Raw genomic sequence first — 19,178 nt, forward strand, 5'->3', positions numbered from 1 at the left:
TGCGCGACTTTCCCGCAGTTTTATCCTCAGGTGACGCCATGACAGAACAGATCCACTCCACGCCCACAGCCCATACCGGTGAGGTCCTGCGACCTAACTGGTCGGCGGTTTTCTCCGTGGCGTTTTGCGTCGCCTGCCTGATTACCGTGGAGTTTCTGCCGGTCAGCCTGCTGACGCCGATGGCGCAGGATCTGGGGATTTCCGAAGGAGTGGCGGGCCAGTCCGTCACCGTCACGGCGTTTGTCGCCATGTTCTCCAGCCTGTTTATCACCCAGATAATCGGCACCATCGACCGCCGCAAAGTGGTGATCCTGTTTGCGGTTCTGCTCACGCTCTCCTGCGTACTGGTCTCCTTTGCCGATAACTTTACCCTGCTGCTGCTGGGCCGCGCCTGTCTGGGGCTGGGGCTGGGTGGATTCTGGGCAATGTCGGCTTCGCTGACCATGCGTCTGGTGCCCGCGCGCAAAGTGCCGAAAGCGCTCTCGGTGATCTTCGGCGCCGTCTCGATTGCACTGGTGATTGCCGCACCGCTGGGCAGTTTTTTGGGCGGCATTATCGGCTGGCGTAACGTCTTTAACGGCGCGGCGATCATGGGCATTCTGTGTATTTTCTGGGTGTGGAAGGCGCTGCCGTCCCTGCCGGGCGAAGCGGCGCATCACAAGCAGAATATGTTCAGCCTGCTGAAACGCCCCGGTGTGCTGGCGGGGATGACCGCCATCTTTATGGCGTTTGCCGGACAGTTTGCCTTTTTCACCTATATCCGCCCGGTGTTTATGACCATGGCCGGTTTTGATGTGGATGGCCTGACGCTGGTGCTGCTGAGTTTTGGTATTGCGAGTTTTGTCGGCACATCCCTGTCGGCGCAGTTCCTGAAGCGCTCTCTTAAATTCGCCCTGGCAGGTGCGCCGCTGGTGCTGGCAGTCAGCGCCGTGGTGCTGATTTTGTGGGGAAGTGACAAGTGGGTGGCGTCGGCCATTGCGATTATCTGGGGCTTTGCTTTTGCGCTGGTGCCGGTGGGCTGGTCAACGTGGATCACCCGTTCCCTTGCCGATCAGGCGGAAAAAGCCGGGTCGATTCAGGTGGCAGTGATTCAGCTGGCAAACACCTGCGGCGCGGCGATTGGCGGCTATGCGCTGGATAATCTGGGGCTGCTGTCGCCGCTGGTGTTGTCTGGCACGCTGATGCTGCTGACGGCACTGCTGGTGGCGGGGAAGGTCAAGGCGCAGTAAGTCTGGCATATCCTCACCCTTTCGGGTGAGGATATCGGGTTACACTGAAGCCTGAACGCGTCTGCGTGAATCCATCGAAATCAGTACCACCGACGACACAATCAACAACGTCCCCAGCCAGTCCGGCAGCGTAAACGCCACCCCTAACAGCAGCACCGACAGCAACGCGCTGCTCAGCGGTTCGGCGCAGCTCAGAATGCTCGCTTTCGGCCCGCCAATCATCTGCGCGCCTTTCAGATACAAGCTGAAGGTCAGCGCGGTGCCGATCACCACCAGATAGAAAAAGGCCAGCAGCAGGCTGCCGTCAATCACGAAGGTGGTGCCGCGCCCGGCGTAGAACGGCGTCAGCATCAGCCCTGCCAGCAACATACTCCAGCCGACAATCGGCAGCGTGCCGTAGCGGGCGATAAGCGTCGAGGGATAGGTGGTATAAAACGCGGCGGCGAAGGCCGAGGCGATGCCAAAGAACAGCGCCGCAGGGGAGATGGACAGCGATGTCGGATCGCCGTGCGTCACCAGTAAAAACGTGCCAATCAGGGAGGTCAAAATTGCCGAGAGGACAAATATCCCAGGCCGTTTTTTCCGCGCCAGCGCGAACCACGCCACGATAATGGTCGGGGAGAGGAATTGCAGGACAGTCGCGGTAGCGGCGTTGGATTTTTCAATCGTCAGCAGGAACGTGAGCTGGACCGTGAGCGCGCCAACCAGTGAGAAAATCAGCAGGCTGATGGCGTCTTTGCGATGTTTGATGACCGAGAAAATCTTGTCACCGTGGACGAAAGAGAGCGTCAGTAAAATCACGCCGGTGAACAGCAGACGAATCATGGTCAGATAAGGCGAGGAAATCTGACTCTTCTCCATAATGTACTGCGCGCAAACCCCTGAACTGCCCCATAACACGGCGGCGATCAGGACATTCAGCATCCCTCTTTTTGTGGAACCCATGTTCTCCCCTGCATGCTCGTTTTTTTCTAGCATATCATGGGAGCAATGCCGGGTGGTGTGGTCTGATGCCCTCGCTCCGCCCTCTCCCAAACCGGGAGAGGGGAAAACACGAAAAACGGCAACGGGCGTTGCCGTTTTGCTTTTACCTTAGAACCAGGCTTCCCACATTGCGCCGACGTTGAAATCGTCGAGCGTCTGGTCATCGGTGCCGTTCACGCGAGCGGTACGTTCATTATCCACCTTGCCACCGGTCACGTAGAAGCGCAGCATTGGGCGGAACTCGGGGCCCATGGCGATAGACATGTTCTGCGACAGGGTCAGCTTCCAGCCTTTGTTATCACCGCCGTTATCGTAGTCAACGTGCTGCCAGCCCGCTTCCAGCCAGGTGGAGTGAACGTCGTTCCACCAGTGCATTGGGCGCACAATCGCGTTGTAGTTTTTGCGATTGTCGGTGCTGTCACGGCTGTTGTCGTAATCGTGGAAGGCGAGGATGTACTCCACCTGCGTCTGCTGGGTGAATTTATGCAGCCCTTCGAAGCTGGCGTAAACCGTGGTCAGGTCTTCGGTTTTATTAAACACGCTGTTGTCTGAGTTATCCGAATAACGGGCGATCACTTTGTTCACGCCGCTGTCGTTGGTGTGGCTCAGCACTACGCCGCCCTGCCAGGCGTTCAGACGATCGTCGCTCTCGATGGCTTTCGAGTCGAAACCGTAGTTGGCGTACAGTTCCAGATCCAGCGGCCCGATTTTCATGCCGTGGATTTTGGAGGTGGCCGCGTAGTTGCCTTTATCGCCGGTGCCGGAGCCGCCGGTACAGGAGATGCGCGACGGGTTAGAGCCGTCGTTTTCCACTTCCGGATTACAGGACTCCACCGCCGCGACGGTTGCCACGTCAAACTGCACCCCGCCGATGTCGAAGTTTTTCACCCCGGCACCCTGGCCATCGTGGTTCATCCAGAAGTAGTCGTTGATGCCCTGCTGTGGACGCTGGTGGAAGTCTCGACCGGCCCAGAAATAGGCATTCGGGTTAGATGACATAATGTTGGTCACCCCCGCGTAGGCTTTTTTCAGGTTAACTTCGTCGCCCCAGTGGTCGATCATCACGTTGATGTCCCAGATCGCGCCGTTATCGCCTTTAAACGCTTTAGAGAGCTGGAACTCACCGCCGTTGCCTTCGTTACCCAGACGACCTATCGCCGAGCCGCCGTTATACGAGCCATCGACCGCCACATATTTCTGATCGGCGGCCTGGAAGTGTGCGCCGTAGCGGGCGTAGCCGGTAAATTTAATGCCAAAGGGAATCGCCAGATCCGGGGACTGCGCGGCGCTTTGCGGTTCCGTCACCACGTCCGCTTTTTTCGCGACTGCCGCATCCATTTTTGCCTGACGTTCTGTCAGGGCTTTATCCACCGCTTTGGCGACAATGGCGTCAATTTGCTCCTGCGTGAATTCTTGTGCGAGCACAGAAATTGGGCAAAGCGCGGCGATAACCGCCATTGTTAATGGAAGTTTTTTTATGATATTCATTGTCATCTCTATTAATTTAAATTTTATTCAGACAATAACCATCCCATTCCGATCTGACAGAATATGTCGCTATCATCAGAAAAAGTTGATTTATATTTTTATAGGTACAGAGGGTTTAATTTAGCGTAACGATATCTCCCTTTATTATCTCTGGTAGAGATGGATAATCTCTTCGGACAATTCACGGGCCAACAGTGAATTCATTAAATGATCCTGGGCATGCACCATAATTAAAGTCATCGGCTGGCGGGCTTCGCCCGCATCCTGTTCGATGAGTTTGGTCTGCATATGGTGCGCCTGGCGCGCGTAGCCATCGGCTTCGCGCAGCAGGCTTTTGGCTTCGTCAAGGTTGCCCTGCCGGGCCGCGTGCAGGGCTTCAAAGCACAGGCTACGCGACTGACCGGCGTTGACGATAATTTCCATTACGGCATCTTCTAATGCGATCATCATTCATTACTCTTTATCAAAACTATTATTTAACGAGGTGGCGGCGAACCACTCCCCGCTTTTCTTAATGGTGCGTTTCTGCGTGGCTAAATCCAGCTGAATAAATCCGTAGCGGTTTTTATACGCATTACACCATGACCAGTTATCAATAAATGTCCACATATGGTAACCAAGACAATTTACGCCTTCGCTAATTCCTTTGTGAACCCATTTAAGGTGCTCAGAAATAAAGTCGATACGGTATTGATCGTTAATCTGACCGTTTTCAATAAAACGCTGCTCGTTTTCAACGCCCATGCCGTTTTCAGAAATAAAACAGCGCGGGTTGCCGTAATTCTCACGCAGATTAACGAGAATATCGTAAATACCCGGCTCGTAGATTTCCCAGCCGCGGTACGGGTTCATTTTGCGCCCTGGCATCTCGTAATTATCAAAGAACCACTCCGGCATAAACGGCGCCTGAGGGTTCACCGCGCTGTCGCGACACTTCACGCGGCGCGGCTGATAATAGTTAATGCCCAGCAGGTCGATGGTTCCTTCGGCAATCAGCGCGCTGTCTTCGGGCTGACAGGCAGGCAGCTGATCGTAGGCTTTCAGCAGCGCTACCAGATCCGCCGGATATTCCCCGCGCAGAACCGGATCGAGGAAGCTGCGGTTAAACATCAGATCCGCATAATGCGCGGCTTTCAGATCCTGCGGATTCTGCGAGCGCGGATAGGACGGCGTCAGGTTCAGCACGATGCCGATCTCCCCCGCATGATGCCCGGCGCGGAAGGCGCGCACCGCTTGCGCATGGGCCAGCACCGTGTGGTACGCCACCGTCGCCGCGCGACGGAAATCCACCACGTTGGGATAGTGGAAATCGTACAGATAACCGCCTTCCACCGGGACAATCGGCTCGTTAAAGGTGAACCAGTGCAGCACGCGATCGCCGAACAGCTCGAAGCAGATCTGCGCGTAGCGGGCGTACGCCGCCACGACGTCACGGTTTTCCCAGCCGCCGATCTCCTGCATCGCCATCGGCATGTCGAAGTGGAACAGGGTGATGAACGGCGTAATGCCCTGCTCAAGCAGCTCATCGAAGACCTGATTGTAGAATTCCACCGCCTGCGGATTCACTTCACCGACACCGTCGGGGATCAGGCGCGCCCAGCTAATCGAGGTGCGAAAGCTGTTATGGTTCAGCTGTTTCAGCAGCTGAATGTCCGATTTCCAGTTCTGGTAAAAGGCTGAGGTATCCTGCGGCCCCACGCCCTGATGGAAACGGTTTGGCTCATTGGCGAACCAGTGATCCCAGGTGGTCACTCCTTTGCCGCCGCCCAGGCTTTCCCCTTCGGTTTGCAGCGCGGAGCTTGCGCTGCCCCACCAAAAGTTATCGGGAAATGAATATTTCATAATGCTTCCTCTTTGACGTTATTAACGTGCAGCTTCAGCAGTACCGACGGTTGCCTGGGCTTTTTGCTCTTCGGTTTTCATCAAAGAGCGCTCATAGGCGCGCAGGAACGGCAGATACATCAGGGCCGACATCACCATACAGATTACGCACATCACTACCGGACTGAACGCCCAGTTTGCGGCCCACGACGCACCGATGGGTGCCGGGGTGGTCCACGGCGTCAGGGATACCACCTGCGCCAGCCAGCCGAGTTTGGTCGCGGCGTAGGCCAGACAGGCGTTCACCAGCGGCACGAACACAAACGGGATAAACAGCATCGGGTTCATGATGATCGGCGCACCGAACAGAATCGGTTCGTTGATGTTAAAGAAGCTCGGCACCACGCCCATTTTGCCGATGGTGCGCAGATGCGTCACGCGGCTGCGCAGCAGCAGGAAGGCCAGCGGTAAGGTCGAGCCAACGCCGCCGATCAGCAGATAGTGATCCCAGAAGCCCTGCAGATAGACGTGCGGAAGCGCTGCGCCCGCCGCCAGTGCCGCCTGGTTTGCCGACAGGTTCGCCATCCAGAACGGGTTCATGATACCGGTGACAATCAGCGAGCCGTGGATGCCTGCGAACCAGAAGATCTGGCACAGCAGCACGGAGAGCAGAATCGCCGGCAGGGAGTCAGAGGCGGACACCAGCGGCTCCAGCAGATGCATAATCGCCTGTGGGATAATCATCCCGGTTTGCGCTTCGATAAACAGGTTCAGCGGGTGCAGCGTGCCGATCACCACCATCACCGGAATCAGGATCTCAAAGGAGCGTGCCACGCCAGTCGGGACTTCTTTCGGCAGGCGAATGGTGACTTTGTTCTCCTTCAGCCACGCGTAAACGCGGGTGGAGTAGATGGCGGTAATCAGCGCGGTGAAAATCCCCTGGCCGGACAAATACTGCGTGGAGATTTTGCCGTCAGCATAGGGTGCCGCCACCAGCAGAAACGCCATAAACGCCAGCAGGCCGGACATCACCGGATCGAGATTAAACTGGCGACCCAGGCTCGCGCCGATCCCCACCGAGATAAAGAAGGTCATCACGCCCATGCTGAGGTTAAACGGCAGCATCAGCTGTTCGCGGTAGGTCTGGGAGAAATCGAGCCAGCCGCGGGCAAAACTGTTGGTGGTATCCGCCGAGAACGGCGGGAAGATGAACACCAGCATAAACGAGCCGATGATCATAAACGGCAGGGCGGCGGTAAACCCGTCACGGATCGCAATCACGTACTTTTGCTGTCCGAGCTTTGCCGCCAGCGGGGTAATGGACTGCTCAATAACGGCAACCATTGATTGATATAACGAACTCATGAGAACACCTTCTTAGTGTGCCGCTTCGATGAGCGACAGAGCATAGTCCAGTACCTTATCACCACGCTGCATACCGTAGTCCATCATGTCGATGGCTTGTACCGGAATACCCTGCGTAGCGGCCTTGTCTGCCAGTGTCTTTAACATGTATTTCACTTGCGGTCCGAGAAGAACGACCTGGTATTGCGGAAACTGCGTGTCAAATTCGGACACGCCGTACGCATCAATCGTGACCGGGACTCCGCGTTCTTCTGCCACTTCAACCATTTTCCTCACCAGCAGGCTGGTGGACATCCCGGCAGAGCAGCACAGCATAATCTTGAACATCGACAACCATCCTCAAAGTGTAAAAAGTTATTGCGGGGATGATTGGATATCATATGGAAACCGGTTTCCATTCATAAACCCCAGAAGTGTGATAACCATCAAGATCCGCAGCTTATGGGGCTTGTTATCACGATGTGGGTCACATATTTTGGCGTTTTTGACATCAAATTGAGTGGAAACGGAAAATCGGTTTCCATGGAAAACGGAAACGGATATACTCCGGATTGGCTATAATGTGAGCCGAAGCGGTAACAGGAATTACAGGGCTACGTGGGTCCTGACAGGGGAATATGATGTCTACAATCAACGATGTATCACGTCTGGCCGGGGTGTCCAAAGCCACGGTGTCACGGGTGTTGAGCGGGTCGCGCGGCGTGAAGGAAGCCAGCCGTGAGGCCGTACTGAAAGCGGTGGATGAGCTGAACTATCGGCCCAACGTCATAGCGCAATCGCTGTTGAGCCAGTCCACCGGCTGTATCGGCGTGATCTGTGCGCAGGATAATATCAACCAGACCACCGGGTATCTTTACGCGCTGGAAAAACAGCTCAGTCAGCACCAAAAACATCTGCTGCTGCGCTTCGCCAACACTAAAAGCGAGGTGCTCAACGCGCTCGATGAACTCTCCTGCGGCCTTTGCGACGACATCCTGATAATCGGGGCGCGTTTCCCGCTCCATATCGATCAGGATAACGTCATCCTGGTGGACTGCATGGAGTCCGATAACGCCAACAGCATCCAGTTTGACCACGCCTTTGCCGCCGAAACCGCCTGTAACTACCTCACCAGCCAGGGCCGTCGGCAGATTGCCTTAATTCAGCCACAGGGCAGCGGTTTTGCCGATCAGGTGCTGCTCGGGTACAAACACGCGCTGGAGAAAAACTTCCTGCCGTTTAACCGTAATCTGGTGTTTATGGACGCCACTTCGTCGTCCGTGGCGTTGCAGGAACTACTGAATAACGCGACCACGTTGAATTTCAACGCATTGCTGGTGGCGGATGAGCAGGAAGCGCAGCGCGTGATCCCGCAATTGCAGGCGTTTAATAAGTCGGTTCCGGAAGACATCATGGTCTTTAGTCTCGCCGGATCGCTGCATCTTCCGGGAATTCCGACCATTCCGGCCATCGAATACTCCATGGATGCGATGGCGGCGCGGATTGTGGCGTGGCTGAATGAGAAAACGCAGATGCTCGGCTCTTACGTTTTGCGCGGGGATCTGATTATCCCGGATATGCGCAAACGCTAATCAAAAAAAAGCGTGAAGCACGCTTCACGCTTAGTAATCCTCCATGCAGTCCACTTTGCCGACGGCTTCCCAGTAGTTATCCAGGTTGTCGCGCTCCATCGCCAGCACGGCGTTTTTCACCAGCAGCTTGTTAGCCTCGGATGACATGATCATCGCCTGCCACTCTTTGTCCGTCTGCTTGCCCTGAGGCGAGCAGACTTTCTTGATATCTTTCATCACGGCCTGGCGGATTTTCTCCGTTTTTACCGGGTCCTGCGTCTCATTGGCGTGGACGAAGGCGGCGAAAAGCAAACAGATAACCAGACAAAACAGGTGAGCAGCTTTCATTGAAACCCCCGGAGTAAAACGCGCATTGTTCTCTGAAATATATCGTTACATTCATCAAAGCGATTCAAGCCGAAAGTATGATTCTGGACAGACACAGGTATGAGACGTTTTAAGCGTAGCTGGAGTTTTTGCCGGGCATCAGCGCCCGGCAAAAGATTTATTGGATGCCACCGCCGAGCGATTGCCAGAGGGTCACGCGGTTGGTGAAGTCCGTCTGTTGCAGGGCGATCAGCGACGTCTGCGCCGACCACAGGGACCGCTGTGCGGTCAGTACCGTCAGATAATCCCCCGCACCCGCCTGATAGCTGCGCGTCGCCACATCCAGCGTTTTCTGCTCCGCCGCGACGTATTCCCGCTGCGCGTCCAGCTGCTCGCTGAGCGTTTCCCGCCGCGCAAGCGCGTCGGCAACGTCTTTGAACGCGCTCTGAATGGTCTTTTCGTAGGTAGCGATCAGCCCCTTTTTCTCCGCTTCGGCATAGCGCAGCTGCGCCAGATTGCTCCCGCCGCTGAACAGCGGCAAGGTGATCGACGGTGCGAACGACCACACTTTGAGGCCGTGGCTGAACAGGGATGATAACGAATCGCTGCCAACACCGGCGCTGGCGGTCAGAGAAATGGTCGGGAAGAAATTCGCACGCGCCGCGCCAATACTGGCGTTGGCGCTCAGCAGATTGTGCTCGGCTTCCTGAATATCCGGGCGGCGCAGCAGCGCGCTGGAGCTGACACCCGCCGGGATCAGGGTGATGGCGTTGTCGCTCAGACTCTCCAGCGTGCCCGGCAGCAGCGCGTCTGGCACCGTATCGCCCGCCAGCAGATTAAGGGCGTTTTTATCCTGCGCAACCAGCGTCTGGTAACTCGCCACGCTGGCACGCGCCTGCTGATACACCGCCATCGCTTCGCTGGTATCCGTCGCCGCCGCCACGCCCACTTCCTGCTGGCGTTTCACGATTTTTAGCGAATTGGCTGCGCTTTCCATGGTGGATTTCGCCAGCGCCAGATTGCTGTTATCCGCCGCCAGCGTCAGCCATGCGGTGGTCAGCTCGCTAATCATCGTCAGGCGTGTGTTTTGCGCGGTGAATTCGCTGGCGAGCCAGGTTTCCCGCGCGGCGCGGGAGAGGCTCTGGTTGCGGCCAAACAGGTCCAGCTCAAAGCTCGACACCGTGCCGTTGGCTTCGTCGCTGGTGGTGACGCCACCGGCCAGCGTCCGGCTGCGGGTATGGCTCAGCTCAGCATCGACCGTTGGGAACAGGGACGATCGCGTTTCGCCATACTGGGCGCGGGCGGCGTCGATATCGGCAATCGCTTTTTGCACGTCGCGGTTGCTGTTAAGCGCCATCGTCACCACGCTTTTTAACCGCGCATCGTTCACCACCTGCTGCCACTGGCTGACGACCGCGCTGGCCTCGCCGTGGCTGCCCGGCAGCGTCGCCGGGACGGGCGCATCCGGGCGCTGATAGGTCGGGTCCAGTGAGACACAGCCTGCGCTCATCAGCGCCAACACTAAAACAGAAACACGAAACATGATTACCTCCGGTTTGCGTGCTTACCGGAGAACAGACGCTTCACCAGTACAAAGAATAACGGGACAAAGAAAATCGCCAGCAGCGTTGCCGCAAGCGTTCCGCCGATGATGCCGGTGCCGATTGCCACGCGGCTGTTAGCGCCCGCGCCCGTCGCGACCGCCAGCGGCGTGACCCCTGCGATAAACGCCAGCGAGGTCATGATGATCGGGCGCAAGCGGGTCTGGGCGGCGCGCAGGGCAGCGCGCGTCAGGGAGTACCCTTCCGCCACTTTGGCTTCGGCAAACTCGACAATCAGAATGGCGTTTTTCGACGACAGGCCGATGGTGGTCAGCAGCGCCACCTGGAAGTAAACGTCGTTGTTCAGACCACGCATCGTCGCGGCCAGCGCCGCACCGAGTACGCCGAGCGGAATGACCATGATCACCGAGATTGGCACCGACCAGCTCTCGTACAGCGCCGCCAGGCACAGAAACACCACCAGAATCGACAGGGCGTAAAGGCTCATCGCCTGGCCGCTGGCCAGTTTTTCCTGCAACGACAGGCCGCTCCACGCCCAGGTGGTGCCAGTGGACAGTTTGTTTGCCAGCTGTTCCATGGTGGTCATCGCGCTGCCAGAGCTGGAGCCGCTGGCGTTCTCACCCTGAATTTCATACGCAGCAGAGCCGTTGTAGCGCACCAGGCTTTCCGGGCCGTATTCCCAGCGGGTGGTGGCGAAGGCGGCGAACGGCGTCATGCTGTCATCGCTGCCGCGCACGTACCATTTGTTGAGATCCGACGGCGCGGCGCGGTAATCGCTATCGCCCTGGATGTAGACCTTTTTGACGCGGCCACGGTCGATAAAATCGTTCACGTAAGTTCCGCCCCAGGCGCTGGAGAGGGTGCTGGTGACATCGCTCAACGCGAGGCCGAGAGAAACGGCTTTGTTGTTGTCGATATCGACCTGCAGCTGCGGCATCTGTGGCAGATCGTTGGCGCGCACCGCCTGCAGCGACGCGTTTTTATTCGCCTCACCAATCAGCTGATTACGAAACGCCAGCAAGGTATCGCGATCCGTATTCCCCGTCGCCATCAGCTCAAAGGTAAAGCCGTTGCTCTGGCCGAGACCGTCCACGGACGGCGGCGTCATGGCGAACACGGTGGCATCACGAATGCCGCCCAGCTCTTTGCTGGCGCGCAGGGCAATCGCCTGCGCGGTGTTTTCGCTGCCCTTACGTTCGGACCAGTTTTTCAGCGACACAAACGCCATCCCGGCGTTCTGGCCGCTGCCGCTAAAGCTAAAGCCCTCAACGGTGAAAATCACATTGGTGTTGTCTTTCTCTTCGCTGAGGAACCAGTCGGTGACCTTGCGGCTCACCTCGGCGGTGCGCACGGCGGTCGCGCCTGCGGGGAGGGTGTACTGCACCATGATTTCGCCCTGATCTTCCGTCGGCAGGAAGCTGCCTGGCAGTTTCCACATGGTCAGGGCCATCGCCCCGCACAGGACGGCGAAGATCGCCATCATGCTGCCGGAGCGGCGTAACACGCGCAGGACACGGTGCTGATAGCCACTTTCTGTTCTGCTGTAAAAGCGGTTAAAGGCGCCGAAAAAGCCTTTCTTGTGCGGCGGTGTGTGGCTGAGAACCGTGCCGCACAGGGCCGGGGTGAGCGTAAGCGCCACCACCACCGAGAGGATCATCGCCGAGATAATGGTCACGGAGAACTGACGGTAAATCACCCCCGTTGAGCCGCCAAAGAACGCCATCGGCAGGAACACCGCCGAGAGCACGAGGGCAATCGCCACCAGTGCGCCGGAGATTTCACCCATCGATTTTTCGGTCGCTTCGCGGGCGGGCAGGCCCTCGTCACGCATAATGCGCTCGACGTTTTCCACTACCACGATGGCGTCATCCACCAGCAGGCCGATGGCCAGTACCATCGCGAACAGGGTCAATGTGTTGATGGAGTAGCCGAACAGCGCCAGCACACCGAAGGTGCCGAGTAGCACCACCGGTACCGCCAGCGCCGGGATCAGCGTGGCACGGACGTTTTGCAGGAACAGATACATCACCACCACCACCAGCACGATGGCTTCGAACAGCGTCTGAATCACATCCTCAACGGAGATTTTGATGAACTCGGTGCTGTCTTTCGGGTAGGCGACGTCATAGCCTTCGGGCATTGCGCGTTTGAACTCGGCGATTTTTTCTTTTACTGCGGTCGCGGTACTTAGGGCGTTAGCCCCAGGCGAGAGCATCACCGCCACGCCAGCCGCCGGGTGGCCGTTTAGCTTCGCAGTAGCGGTGTAATCTTCGCTGCCCATCTCAACGCGGGCGACGTCGCCGATGCGCACCACCGAGCCGTTGGACTGGCTCTTAATGATGATATTTTTAAACTGATCGACGGTTTGCAGGCGCGACTGGGCGCGCACGGTGGCCGTCAATTGCTGTGCATTCGACGACGGCAGCGCGCCAATTTTCCCGGCAGAGACCTGCACGTTCTGCGCTTCAATCGCGGTTTGTACGTCGGACGGCATCAGCGCGTACGAGGCCAGCTTCGCCGGATCGAGCCAGATGCGCATCGCGTACTCCGCGCCGAACACCTGCAAACTGCCCACGCCTTCCACGCGCGCCAGCGGGTCCTGCACGTTACTCACCAGCCAGTCGGCGATATCTGAACTGCTGGCTTTGTCGGTTTTGTCGTACACACCCATGATCAACAGGAAGTTGCTCTGGGATTTCACCACCGTGATGCCCGACTGCTGCACTTCGCTCGGCAGGCGCGATTCGGCCTGCTGAACTTTGTTTTGCACCTGCACCTGGGCAGTATCCGGGTCCGTACCCTGTTCAAAGGTGACGTTGATGCTTACGGAGCCGTCGGAGCTGCTGGTGGAGGTGAAATAAAGCAGGTTATCCAGGCCCGTCAGCTGCTGCTCAATCACCTGGGTGACGCTGTTTTCCAGGGTCTGGGCGGAGGCCCCCGTGTAGGTGGCGGAGATTTTCACCGACGGCGGCGCAACGTCCGGGTACTGCGCGACCGGCAGGGTGCGGATCGCCAGCATCCCGGCGAGCATAATCAGAATGGCGATCACCCACGCAAACACCGGGCGACGCACGAAGAAACGGGAAAACATCAGGCGTCTCCTCCGGCGGTTTTGATCTCTTCGGCTTTCACTTCCTGCCCGGAGGCTACTTTTCCGGTGCCTTCTACGATCAGCTTATCGCCCGCCTTCAGCCCGCTCAGCACCAGCCATTTGTCGCCGTAGGTTTCCCCTGTTTGCAGCGTGCGCTGTTCGACTTTGTTGCTGCCGTTCACGACCAGCGCGGTGGCGTTGCCTTTGGCGTCGCGGGTAATGCCCTGCTGCGGTGCCAGAATCGCGTCATCCATGATGCCCTCGTCCACGTTGGCGCGAACGAACATGCCCGGCAGAAGCTGCTGCTTTGGATTGGGGAAAATCGCCCGCAGGGTGACGGAGCCGGTGGATTCATCAACGGCCACTTCCGTCAGGGCCAGACGGCCCTTTTCGCTGTAAGTGCTGCCGTCTTCGAGGATCAGCGAAACGCTCAGGGTATCGCTGTTGGTGGACAGCGTTTGCTTGCGTAATCGCAGCAGATCGGCGCTCGAACGGGTGAGATCGACGTACATGCTGTCCAGCCCGCGAATGGTCGCCAGAGCCGTCTCCTGCTGGGCGGTCACCAGTGCGCCCGGCGTGACGGACGAAATACCAATGCGCCCGCTAATCGGCGCGGTGACGGTGGTCCAGTTCAGGCTGATGCGCGCGCTTTCCAGTGCAGCTTTTTTGGATTCGACGCTGGCCTTGTCCTGCGCACAGGTGGCCTGTGCATCTTCTGCATCCTGGCGCGAAACGCCATCGTCCTTCACCAGCTGCGCATAGCGCCTGGCTTTCTGGCAGTCGGCCTGCACCAGTGACTGGGCCTGTTTCAGCGCGGCGGTGGCTTCGTCGTAGCTCGCTCTGAAACTGGCCGGGTCAATCTGATACAGGGCCTGCCCGGCTTTCACCGTATCGCCTTCATTAAACAGCCGCTTCTGGATGATGCCGCCCACCTGCGGGCGCACCTCCGCGCTCAGGGCGGCGCTGGTCCGCCCGGTAAGCTCACTGACCACCGGGACGGGCTGGCTCATGAGGGTGACGATCCCCACTTGCGGGAGTGCGCCTTCTGGCGCGGATATTTGTGCATTATCGCAACCGGTCAGGAGAAATAATGCCGCGATGGCGGTTGTTAGGGTTTTCATACTTTTTTCCAGGGTGAACGACGCCTGTCCCGTTAATGGCTTAACGAGATGAGGAGGTTTTAAGGCAAAGCGTTGCCGCATCTCCGCGATTCGCGGAAATGAAAAAACGGGAAATAGCTATTTCCCGGTGATGAGTTCAGGTTTAATTAATTCACAATGAGAAGCATATTGAGTATTTCCCGATAAATTTTTTCTAATTCTTCTGCTGATACTTTTTGTGGGGTTAATCGACGATAGATGGAGCCTTCCATCATCACGGCGATTATTTCCACGCAGCAGCGAATGCGCTCGTCGCTCAGGTGCGGGCACTGTTTTTTCAGGTGCTCGCAGGCGTTGGCAAACATGCGCGCGTCGGCTTCCACCAGCATTGCCGCAACCAGCGGATTGCGGGTCGCTTCGGCGGACATTTCCAGCATCAGCGCATCGTCGTCTTCGCTCAGAGTCTGGCGCCAGGCAAGGATCTGCGGCATGCGGTCGGTCTGGGTTTTGCCTTCCATCTCGGCGATGCGGTAATCGATAATGCGGCGGATCATCTCTTCGATAATGGCATCTTTATTGCTGAAATAACGGTAAATCTGCCCGACGCTCAGCTTCGCCTCGCTGGCGATTTGCGACATGCTGGCACCGTGAAAGCCGCTCGCGCGAAAGCAGCGCCGCGCCGCGGTGATGATCTCGTCCTGCCGTAGTTTCTGCCGTTCTTCAAGCGTTGTGCTCATCGTTTCCCCGCCGCGCTGAGAGTGAGAATGATCGTTCTCATTTTTGGTTATTATACGTTTCAGGAAGGTACAGGAAAGCGCTTTTTTTATTTTCATATTGAAAGAATATTTCTACTGCGAAATAAAGGAGAGAATAAGGAGTTTTTATGAAGATAAAGGTGTGCGATATTCAGATTGCGCTGAAAATAAGGAGAACCACATGCACTTGAGTCTTACGGATACCATTACTGAAGCCGATAAAGAAGAACTGCTGAATGGATTACGATCGTATAACCGGCAGTATATCGATTTTTCTGCGGTCGGTGGCGATATCGCCGTTTATGCACGCGACGACAGTGGCGTGATGACGGGCGGATTGATCGGCAATCGCAAAGGCGAATGGCTGAATATTCAGTACCTGTGGGTGAGCAATGACGCGCGCGGTAGTGGGCTGGGGAGCCAGCTGATGAATGCCGCCGAAGAAGAAGCCCGCCGCCAGGGTTGCCGCCGTGCGCTGGTGGATACGTTCAGCTTTCAGGCGCGTCCATTTTATGAGAAGCAGGGGTACACACTGCAGATGACGCTGGAGGATTTCCCTTATCAGGGTATGCAGCGGCACTATCTGGCGAAAGAACTGTAACGGTGGATGCCCGGTGGCGCGGTGTGACCGGGCCTGCCATTCAGAGAGTACCGATATATAACTTTTCCTTCTGGTTGATTCTTTTTCGGTTTTTAGCGTACCGCTTCGTTGTCGATATAGTCGTTTAAACGTTTATCAAAAGGATCTGTCTCGTGAAATTCCCTTTACCTCGATGTGGTGCATTACTTCTGGCGGGCGTTCTGCTTGCGGGCTGTGATCAAAGCGGCAGCGATGCCAAACATATTAAAGTCGGCGTGATTAACGGCGCAGAGCAGGATGTGGCGGAAGTCGCCAAAAAAGTGGCGAAAGAGAAGTACGGGCTGGATGTGGAGCTGGTCGGTTTCAGCGGCTCGCTGCTGCCCAACGATGCGACGAACCACGGCGAACTGGATGCGAACGTCTTCCAGCATCGCCCATTCCTGGCGGAAGATAACAAAGCTCACAACTATAAGCTGGTCGCGGTGGCAAATACGTTTGTCTTCCCGATGGCAGGCTACTCGCGCAAAATCAAATCGGTATCGGAACTGAAGGATGGCGCGACCGTTGCAATTCCAAACGATCCCACTAACCTTGGCCGCGCGCTGTTGCTGCTGCAAAAAGAGAAGCTGATTACGCTTAAACCCGACGTCGGCCTGCTGCCAACGGCTCTTGATATTACCGCTAACCCGAAAAAGCTGAACATCATGGAGCTGGAAGGCGCGCAGCTGCCGCGCGTGCTTGACGACCCAAAAGTGGATGTGGCGATCATCAGCACCACTTACCTCCAGCAAACCGGGCTGTCGCCGGTGCATGACGGCGTGTTTATCGAAGATAAAAACTCGCCTTACGTGAATATTGTGGTAACCCGCGAAGAGAATAAAGACGCGGAAAACGTGAAAGAATTTATTCAGTCGTACCAGTCGCCAGAAGTGGCGAAAGCGGCAGAAAAAATCTTTAACGGCGGCGCGGTTCCGGGCTGGTGATCTCAAGAAGGCCATTAAAGCGATGAATGGCCTTCTTGCATGCTCTAAGCCTTAGTGAGGTTTGTCGTCTAAAGCGGGGTGCGTGTAAGGACCCTTTAGGCTAAAGGTCTCGCATTGTTAAATTAAGTCATCGCCAGCCGCTCCATCCTTGTCTCTCCGTCGACCATCGACAGTTGATACAGCGAAAACGCGCGGTGTTTTTCGATTAAATTTGCCAGTTCCGGTGAGTGGCTGGTCAGCCAGATTTGCGAGTAGTGGCTCGCTTCGGCGATCAGGCTGGCAAGGGCGGGCAGCATCTGCGGGTGCAGGCTGTTTTCCGGTTCGTTGAGGGCAATAAACGCGGGTGGTCGCGGGCTGAGCAGTGCGACGGCCAGGCACAGGAATCGCAGCGTGCCGTCCGAGAATTCTGCCGGTTCCAGCGGGCGGCTTAACCCTTCGCGCTGCATCATCATGCGAAAACGTCCCCCGCTGTTATCGCTGTAAAATACGCAGCCGGGGAAGGCCTGGTCGAGGATCCGCATCAATAGCAGCTCGTCGCCAATCTCCACAATCGTCTGGAACGCTGCCGCGAGATTCGCCCCGTCGCTGGCTAAAACCGGCGACCGAAAACCCACCTGCGGGGCGCGCATCGCCGAGCCAGACGAGACGGAAAATTCGTGGTAAAAGCGCCAGTTGCGCAGGGATTCGCGCATCTGCGACACCTCAGGATACAGATGCGGCTCGCCCAACTGGCCGAACACCGATTCGTTCTCATACAGCGTGCCGCTGTGGGTCACTTTCTCGTGGTGAATGTTGTTCAGAAATACGGTCTGGTTTTTACGCTGCATCAGCCGCGACGACGGGCGGCGATGGTGATCGCTCAGCCAAAGGGTCTCTTCTTTGATCACCGGGTCGAGCTGGAACTGTGAAGGATAGGGCAGCTTCTCGACAAACCCCACCTGTAGCTCGTACTCGTAGGTTTCGGTTTCCGCCGCCAGATTGACGCGGCGCAGCTGATCGCTTCGCGTTTTCCCGGCCCAGAACACCTTTAAAATCCCGCCTTCGTTCGCCAGAGCCTGCGAAAACTGGCCCTGCGCCGCGCTGTGCATCAGATGGATCGCCTTGTAAATATTCGATTTACCGGTGCCGTTCGGCCCAAAAACGATATTGAGCTGTTCCAGCCCGAGCGAGAGCTGGCGAATCGAGCGGTAGTTTTCAATATGCAGGGCGCGGATCATCGTGGTTACCTGAGTGATGCAAAACGGGGTCAACCCACTCATTCTACCAGCCAATAACCCATGCCGCGGGCCAAAAAAAAGACGACAGTGAGGTTTGTCGTCTAAAACGGGGTGCGTGTAAGGACCCTTGGGGCTAAAGGTCTCTCGTTGTTAAATCAGGCGATCGCCAGCCGCAGGCCTAAGTCTTGCGGGTACGGGTCGAAGTAGTTTTGCGTCAGGAGATAGCGGTCCGGGTGCTCAGCCAGATAATGTTTCAACAGCGTGAGCGGGGCGAGGATCGGCAGCTGTCCGGCGCGGTAGTTGAGGATAACTTCACGCAACTCCAGACGCTGGCGGGTATTGAGCTGTTTACGGAAATAGCCCTGAATGTGCATCAGCACGTTGGTGTGGTTTTTGCGCGACGCGGGCTGTTTCAAAATCGCCATCAGTTTCTCGCGATAGACCGCAAAAAAGGCCTCCAAATCGTCCCATTCGTGAAGCGACGCCACAAAAGGCCCGATCTCGCGATAACCGGCTTGATTATGTGCGAGCAGTTGCAGCTTGTAGCGGCTGTGAAAGGCCAGCAGCGCACCGCGCGTCAGGCCGCTGGCGCGGAGCATGTTCAGCTCGTGCAGGGCAAATACCCGCGCGATAAAGTTCTCCCGCAGTACCGGATCGTGCAACCGCCCGTCTTCCTCCACCGGCAGCCACGGGTATTTTTCCTGCATCGCGGCGGTGAAGAGGCCGTTTCCCTCTTTCTGGCCAGGATTACCCGCTTCGTCGTAGATGCGCACGCGCTCCATGCCGCAGCTTGGCGATTTGGCGCAGACGATGAAACCGGCGTAATCGGCAATACCCGGCAAATAGTGCCCGGCAAACTCGGCCATTTTATGGGTGATGTCTTCATGGGGGGCTTGGGTAAAACGCATGTGCATCTCACCGTCGGGCGTTTTGACCAGTCGCAGCGCCGGGCGAGGGACGGGCAAGCCCACCGCCATTTCCGGGCATACGGGTTTAAATGTTACCCATTGCGCCAGTGCATCCATTAAAAAGCTCATGCGTTTATGTCCGCCGTCGAACCGTACGGCTGAGCCGGTCAGACATCCGCTGATACCGAGAATGGGTTTATTGTTCATGGTGTTGTCCC

The 19,178-nt window shown here is 57.0% G+C and carries 17 protein-coding genes; 4 read left to right on the forward strand and 13 right to left on the reverse strand.

Annotated features, from left to right (window positions below):
• Window positions 1–38: 38 nt before the first annotated feature.
• Window positions 39–1,229 (forward strand): purine ribonucleoside efflux pump NepI, encoded by a 1,191-nt coding sequence (gene nepI / locus C0560_RS00400; RefSeq protein ID WP_100778248.1) that lies wholly within the window; start codon window positions 39–41, stop codon window positions 1,227–1,229.
• Window positions 1,230–1,268: 39 nt separating this feature from the next.
• Here nepI and C0560_RS00405 read toward each other — a convergent pair whose 3' ends face one another.
• From C0560_RS00405 to C0560_RS00430, 6 genes are all read right to left on the reverse strand, one after another.
• Window positions 1,269–2,174: an EamA family transporter gene (locus tag C0560_RS00405; protein WP_100778247.1), complete on the reverse strand. Its 906-nt coding sequence runs from the start codon at window positions 2,172–2,174 to the stop codon at window positions 1,269–1,271.
• Window positions 2,175–2,321: 147 nt separating this feature from the next.
• On the reverse strand, window positions 2,322–3,701 hold the full coding sequence (locus C0560_RS00410) for a carbohydrate porin (protein ID WP_100778246.1): 1,380 nt from the start codon (window positions 3,699–3,701) through the stop codon (window positions 2,322–2,324).
• Window positions 3,702–3,845: 144 nt separating this feature from the next.
• Window positions 3,846–4,148, reverse strand: a complete 303-nt coding sequence (locus tag C0560_RS00415; protein ID WP_142503674.1) for a PTS lactose/cellobiose transporter subunit IIA — start codon at window positions 4,146–4,148, stop codon at window positions 3,846–3,848.
• A gap of 6 nt (window positions 4,149–4,154) precedes the next feature.
• Complete coding sequence (locus C0560_RS00420; RefSeq protein ID WP_248859383.1) at window positions 4,155–5,543, reverse strand: glycoside hydrolase family 1 protein; 1,389 nt, start codon at window positions 5,541–5,543, stop codon at window positions 4,155–4,157.
• Window positions 5,544–5,564: 21 nt separating this feature from the next.
• Window positions 5,565–6,887, reverse strand: coding sequence for a PTS sugar transporter subunit IIC (locus tag C0560_RS00425; RefSeq protein WP_100778244.1), 1,323 nt, complete (start codon window positions 6,885–6,887; stop codon window positions 5,565–5,567).
• 12 nt (window positions 6,888–6,899) lie between these two features.
• Window positions 6,900–7,214, reverse strand: a complete 315-nt coding sequence (locus C0560_RS00430; protein WP_102105105.1) for a PTS sugar transporter subunit IIB — start codon at window positions 7,212–7,214, stop codon at window positions 6,900–6,902.
• Between the two features lie 293 nt (window positions 7,215–7,507).
• On the opposite strand from C0560_RS00430, the gene C0560_RS00435 reads away from it, so the two are divergent.
• Window positions 7,508–8,458: a LacI family DNA-binding transcriptional regulator gene (locus C0560_RS00435; RefSeq protein ID WP_100778242.1), complete on the forward strand. Its 951-nt coding sequence runs from the start codon at window positions 7,508–7,510 to the stop codon at window positions 8,456–8,458.
• 30 nt (window positions 8,459–8,488) lie between these two features.
• Here C0560_RS00435 and C0560_RS00440 read toward each other — a convergent pair whose 3' ends face one another.
• From C0560_RS00440 to C0560_RS00460, 5 genes are all read right to left on the reverse strand, one after another.
• Window positions 8,489–8,785: a YicS family protein gene (locus tag C0560_RS00440; protein ID WP_123429730.1), complete on the reverse strand. Its 297-nt coding sequence runs from the start codon at window positions 8,783–8,785 to the stop codon at window positions 8,489–8,491.
• A 157-nt stretch (window positions 8,786–8,942) separates the two neighbouring features.
• Entirely contained in the window at window positions 8,943–10,307 is a 1,365-nt protein-coding gene (locus C0560_RS00445; RefSeq protein WP_123429729.1) for an efflux transporter outer membrane subunit, read from the reverse strand.
• 2 nt (window positions 10,308–10,309) lie between these two features.
• Window positions 10,310–13,417: an efflux RND transporter permease subunit gene (locus C0560_RS00450; protein ID WP_248859385.1), complete on the reverse strand. Its 3,108-nt coding sequence runs from the start codon at window positions 13,415–13,417 to the stop codon at window positions 10,310–10,312.
• On the reverse strand, window positions 13,417–14,538 hold the full coding sequence (locus C0560_RS00455) for an efflux RND transporter periplasmic adaptor subunit (RefSeq protein ID WP_248859386.1): 1,122 nt from the start codon (window positions 14,536–14,538) through the stop codon (window positions 13,417–13,419). Before C0560_RS00455 ends, C0560_RS00450 begins: the two co-directional genes overlap by 1 nt.
• A 146-nt stretch (window positions 14,539–14,684) precedes the next feature.
• Window positions 14,685–15,254 carry a TetR/AcrR family transcriptional regulator gene (locus C0560_RS00460; protein ID WP_102105101.1) on the reverse strand — a complete coding sequence of 190 codons (570 nt, stop codon included), beginning with the start codon at window positions 15,252–15,254 and terminating at the stop codon, window positions 14,685–14,687.
• A gap of 199 nt (window positions 15,255–15,453) precedes the next feature.
• Between C0560_RS00460 and C0560_RS00465 the strand changes: the two genes are divergently transcribed.
• Window positions 15,454–15,873: a GNAT family N-acetyltransferase gene (locus C0560_RS00465; RefSeq protein WP_248859387.1), complete on the forward strand. Its 420-nt coding sequence runs from the start codon at window positions 15,454–15,456 to the stop codon at window positions 15,871–15,873.
• Between the two features lie 152 nt (window positions 15,874–16,025).
• Window positions 16,026–16,835, forward strand: a complete 810-nt coding sequence (gene nlpA / locus C0560_RS00470; protein WP_233210364.1) for a lipoprotein NlpA — start codon at window positions 16,026–16,028, stop codon at window positions 16,833–16,835.
• Between the two features lie 122 nt (window positions 16,836–16,957).
• Here nlpA and C0560_RS00475 read toward each other — a convergent pair whose 3' ends face one another.
• Both C0560_RS00475 and C0560_RS00480 read right to left on the reverse strand, forming a co-directional pair.
• Complete coding sequence (locus tag C0560_RS00475; RefSeq protein WP_248859388.1) at window positions 16,958–18,052, reverse strand: AAA family ATPase; 1,095 nt, start codon at window positions 18,050–18,052, stop codon at window positions 16,958–16,960.
• A gap of 155 nt (window positions 18,053–18,207) precedes the next feature.
• Window positions 18,208–19,167: a DUF523 and DUF1722 domain-containing protein gene (locus tag C0560_RS00480; protein ID WP_248859389.1), complete on the reverse strand. Its 960-nt coding sequence runs from the start codon at window positions 19,165–19,167 to the stop codon at window positions 18,208–18,210.
• Between the last annotated feature and the right edge of the window lie 11 nt (window positions 19,168–19,178).

This window comes from Lelliottia sp. AC1, from assembly GCF_023278595.1.
In the GTDB taxonomy this organism is placed as follows: domain Bacteria; phylum Pseudomonadota; class Gammaproteobacteria; order Enterobacterales; family Enterobacteriaceae; genus Enterobacter; species Enterobacter nimipressuralis.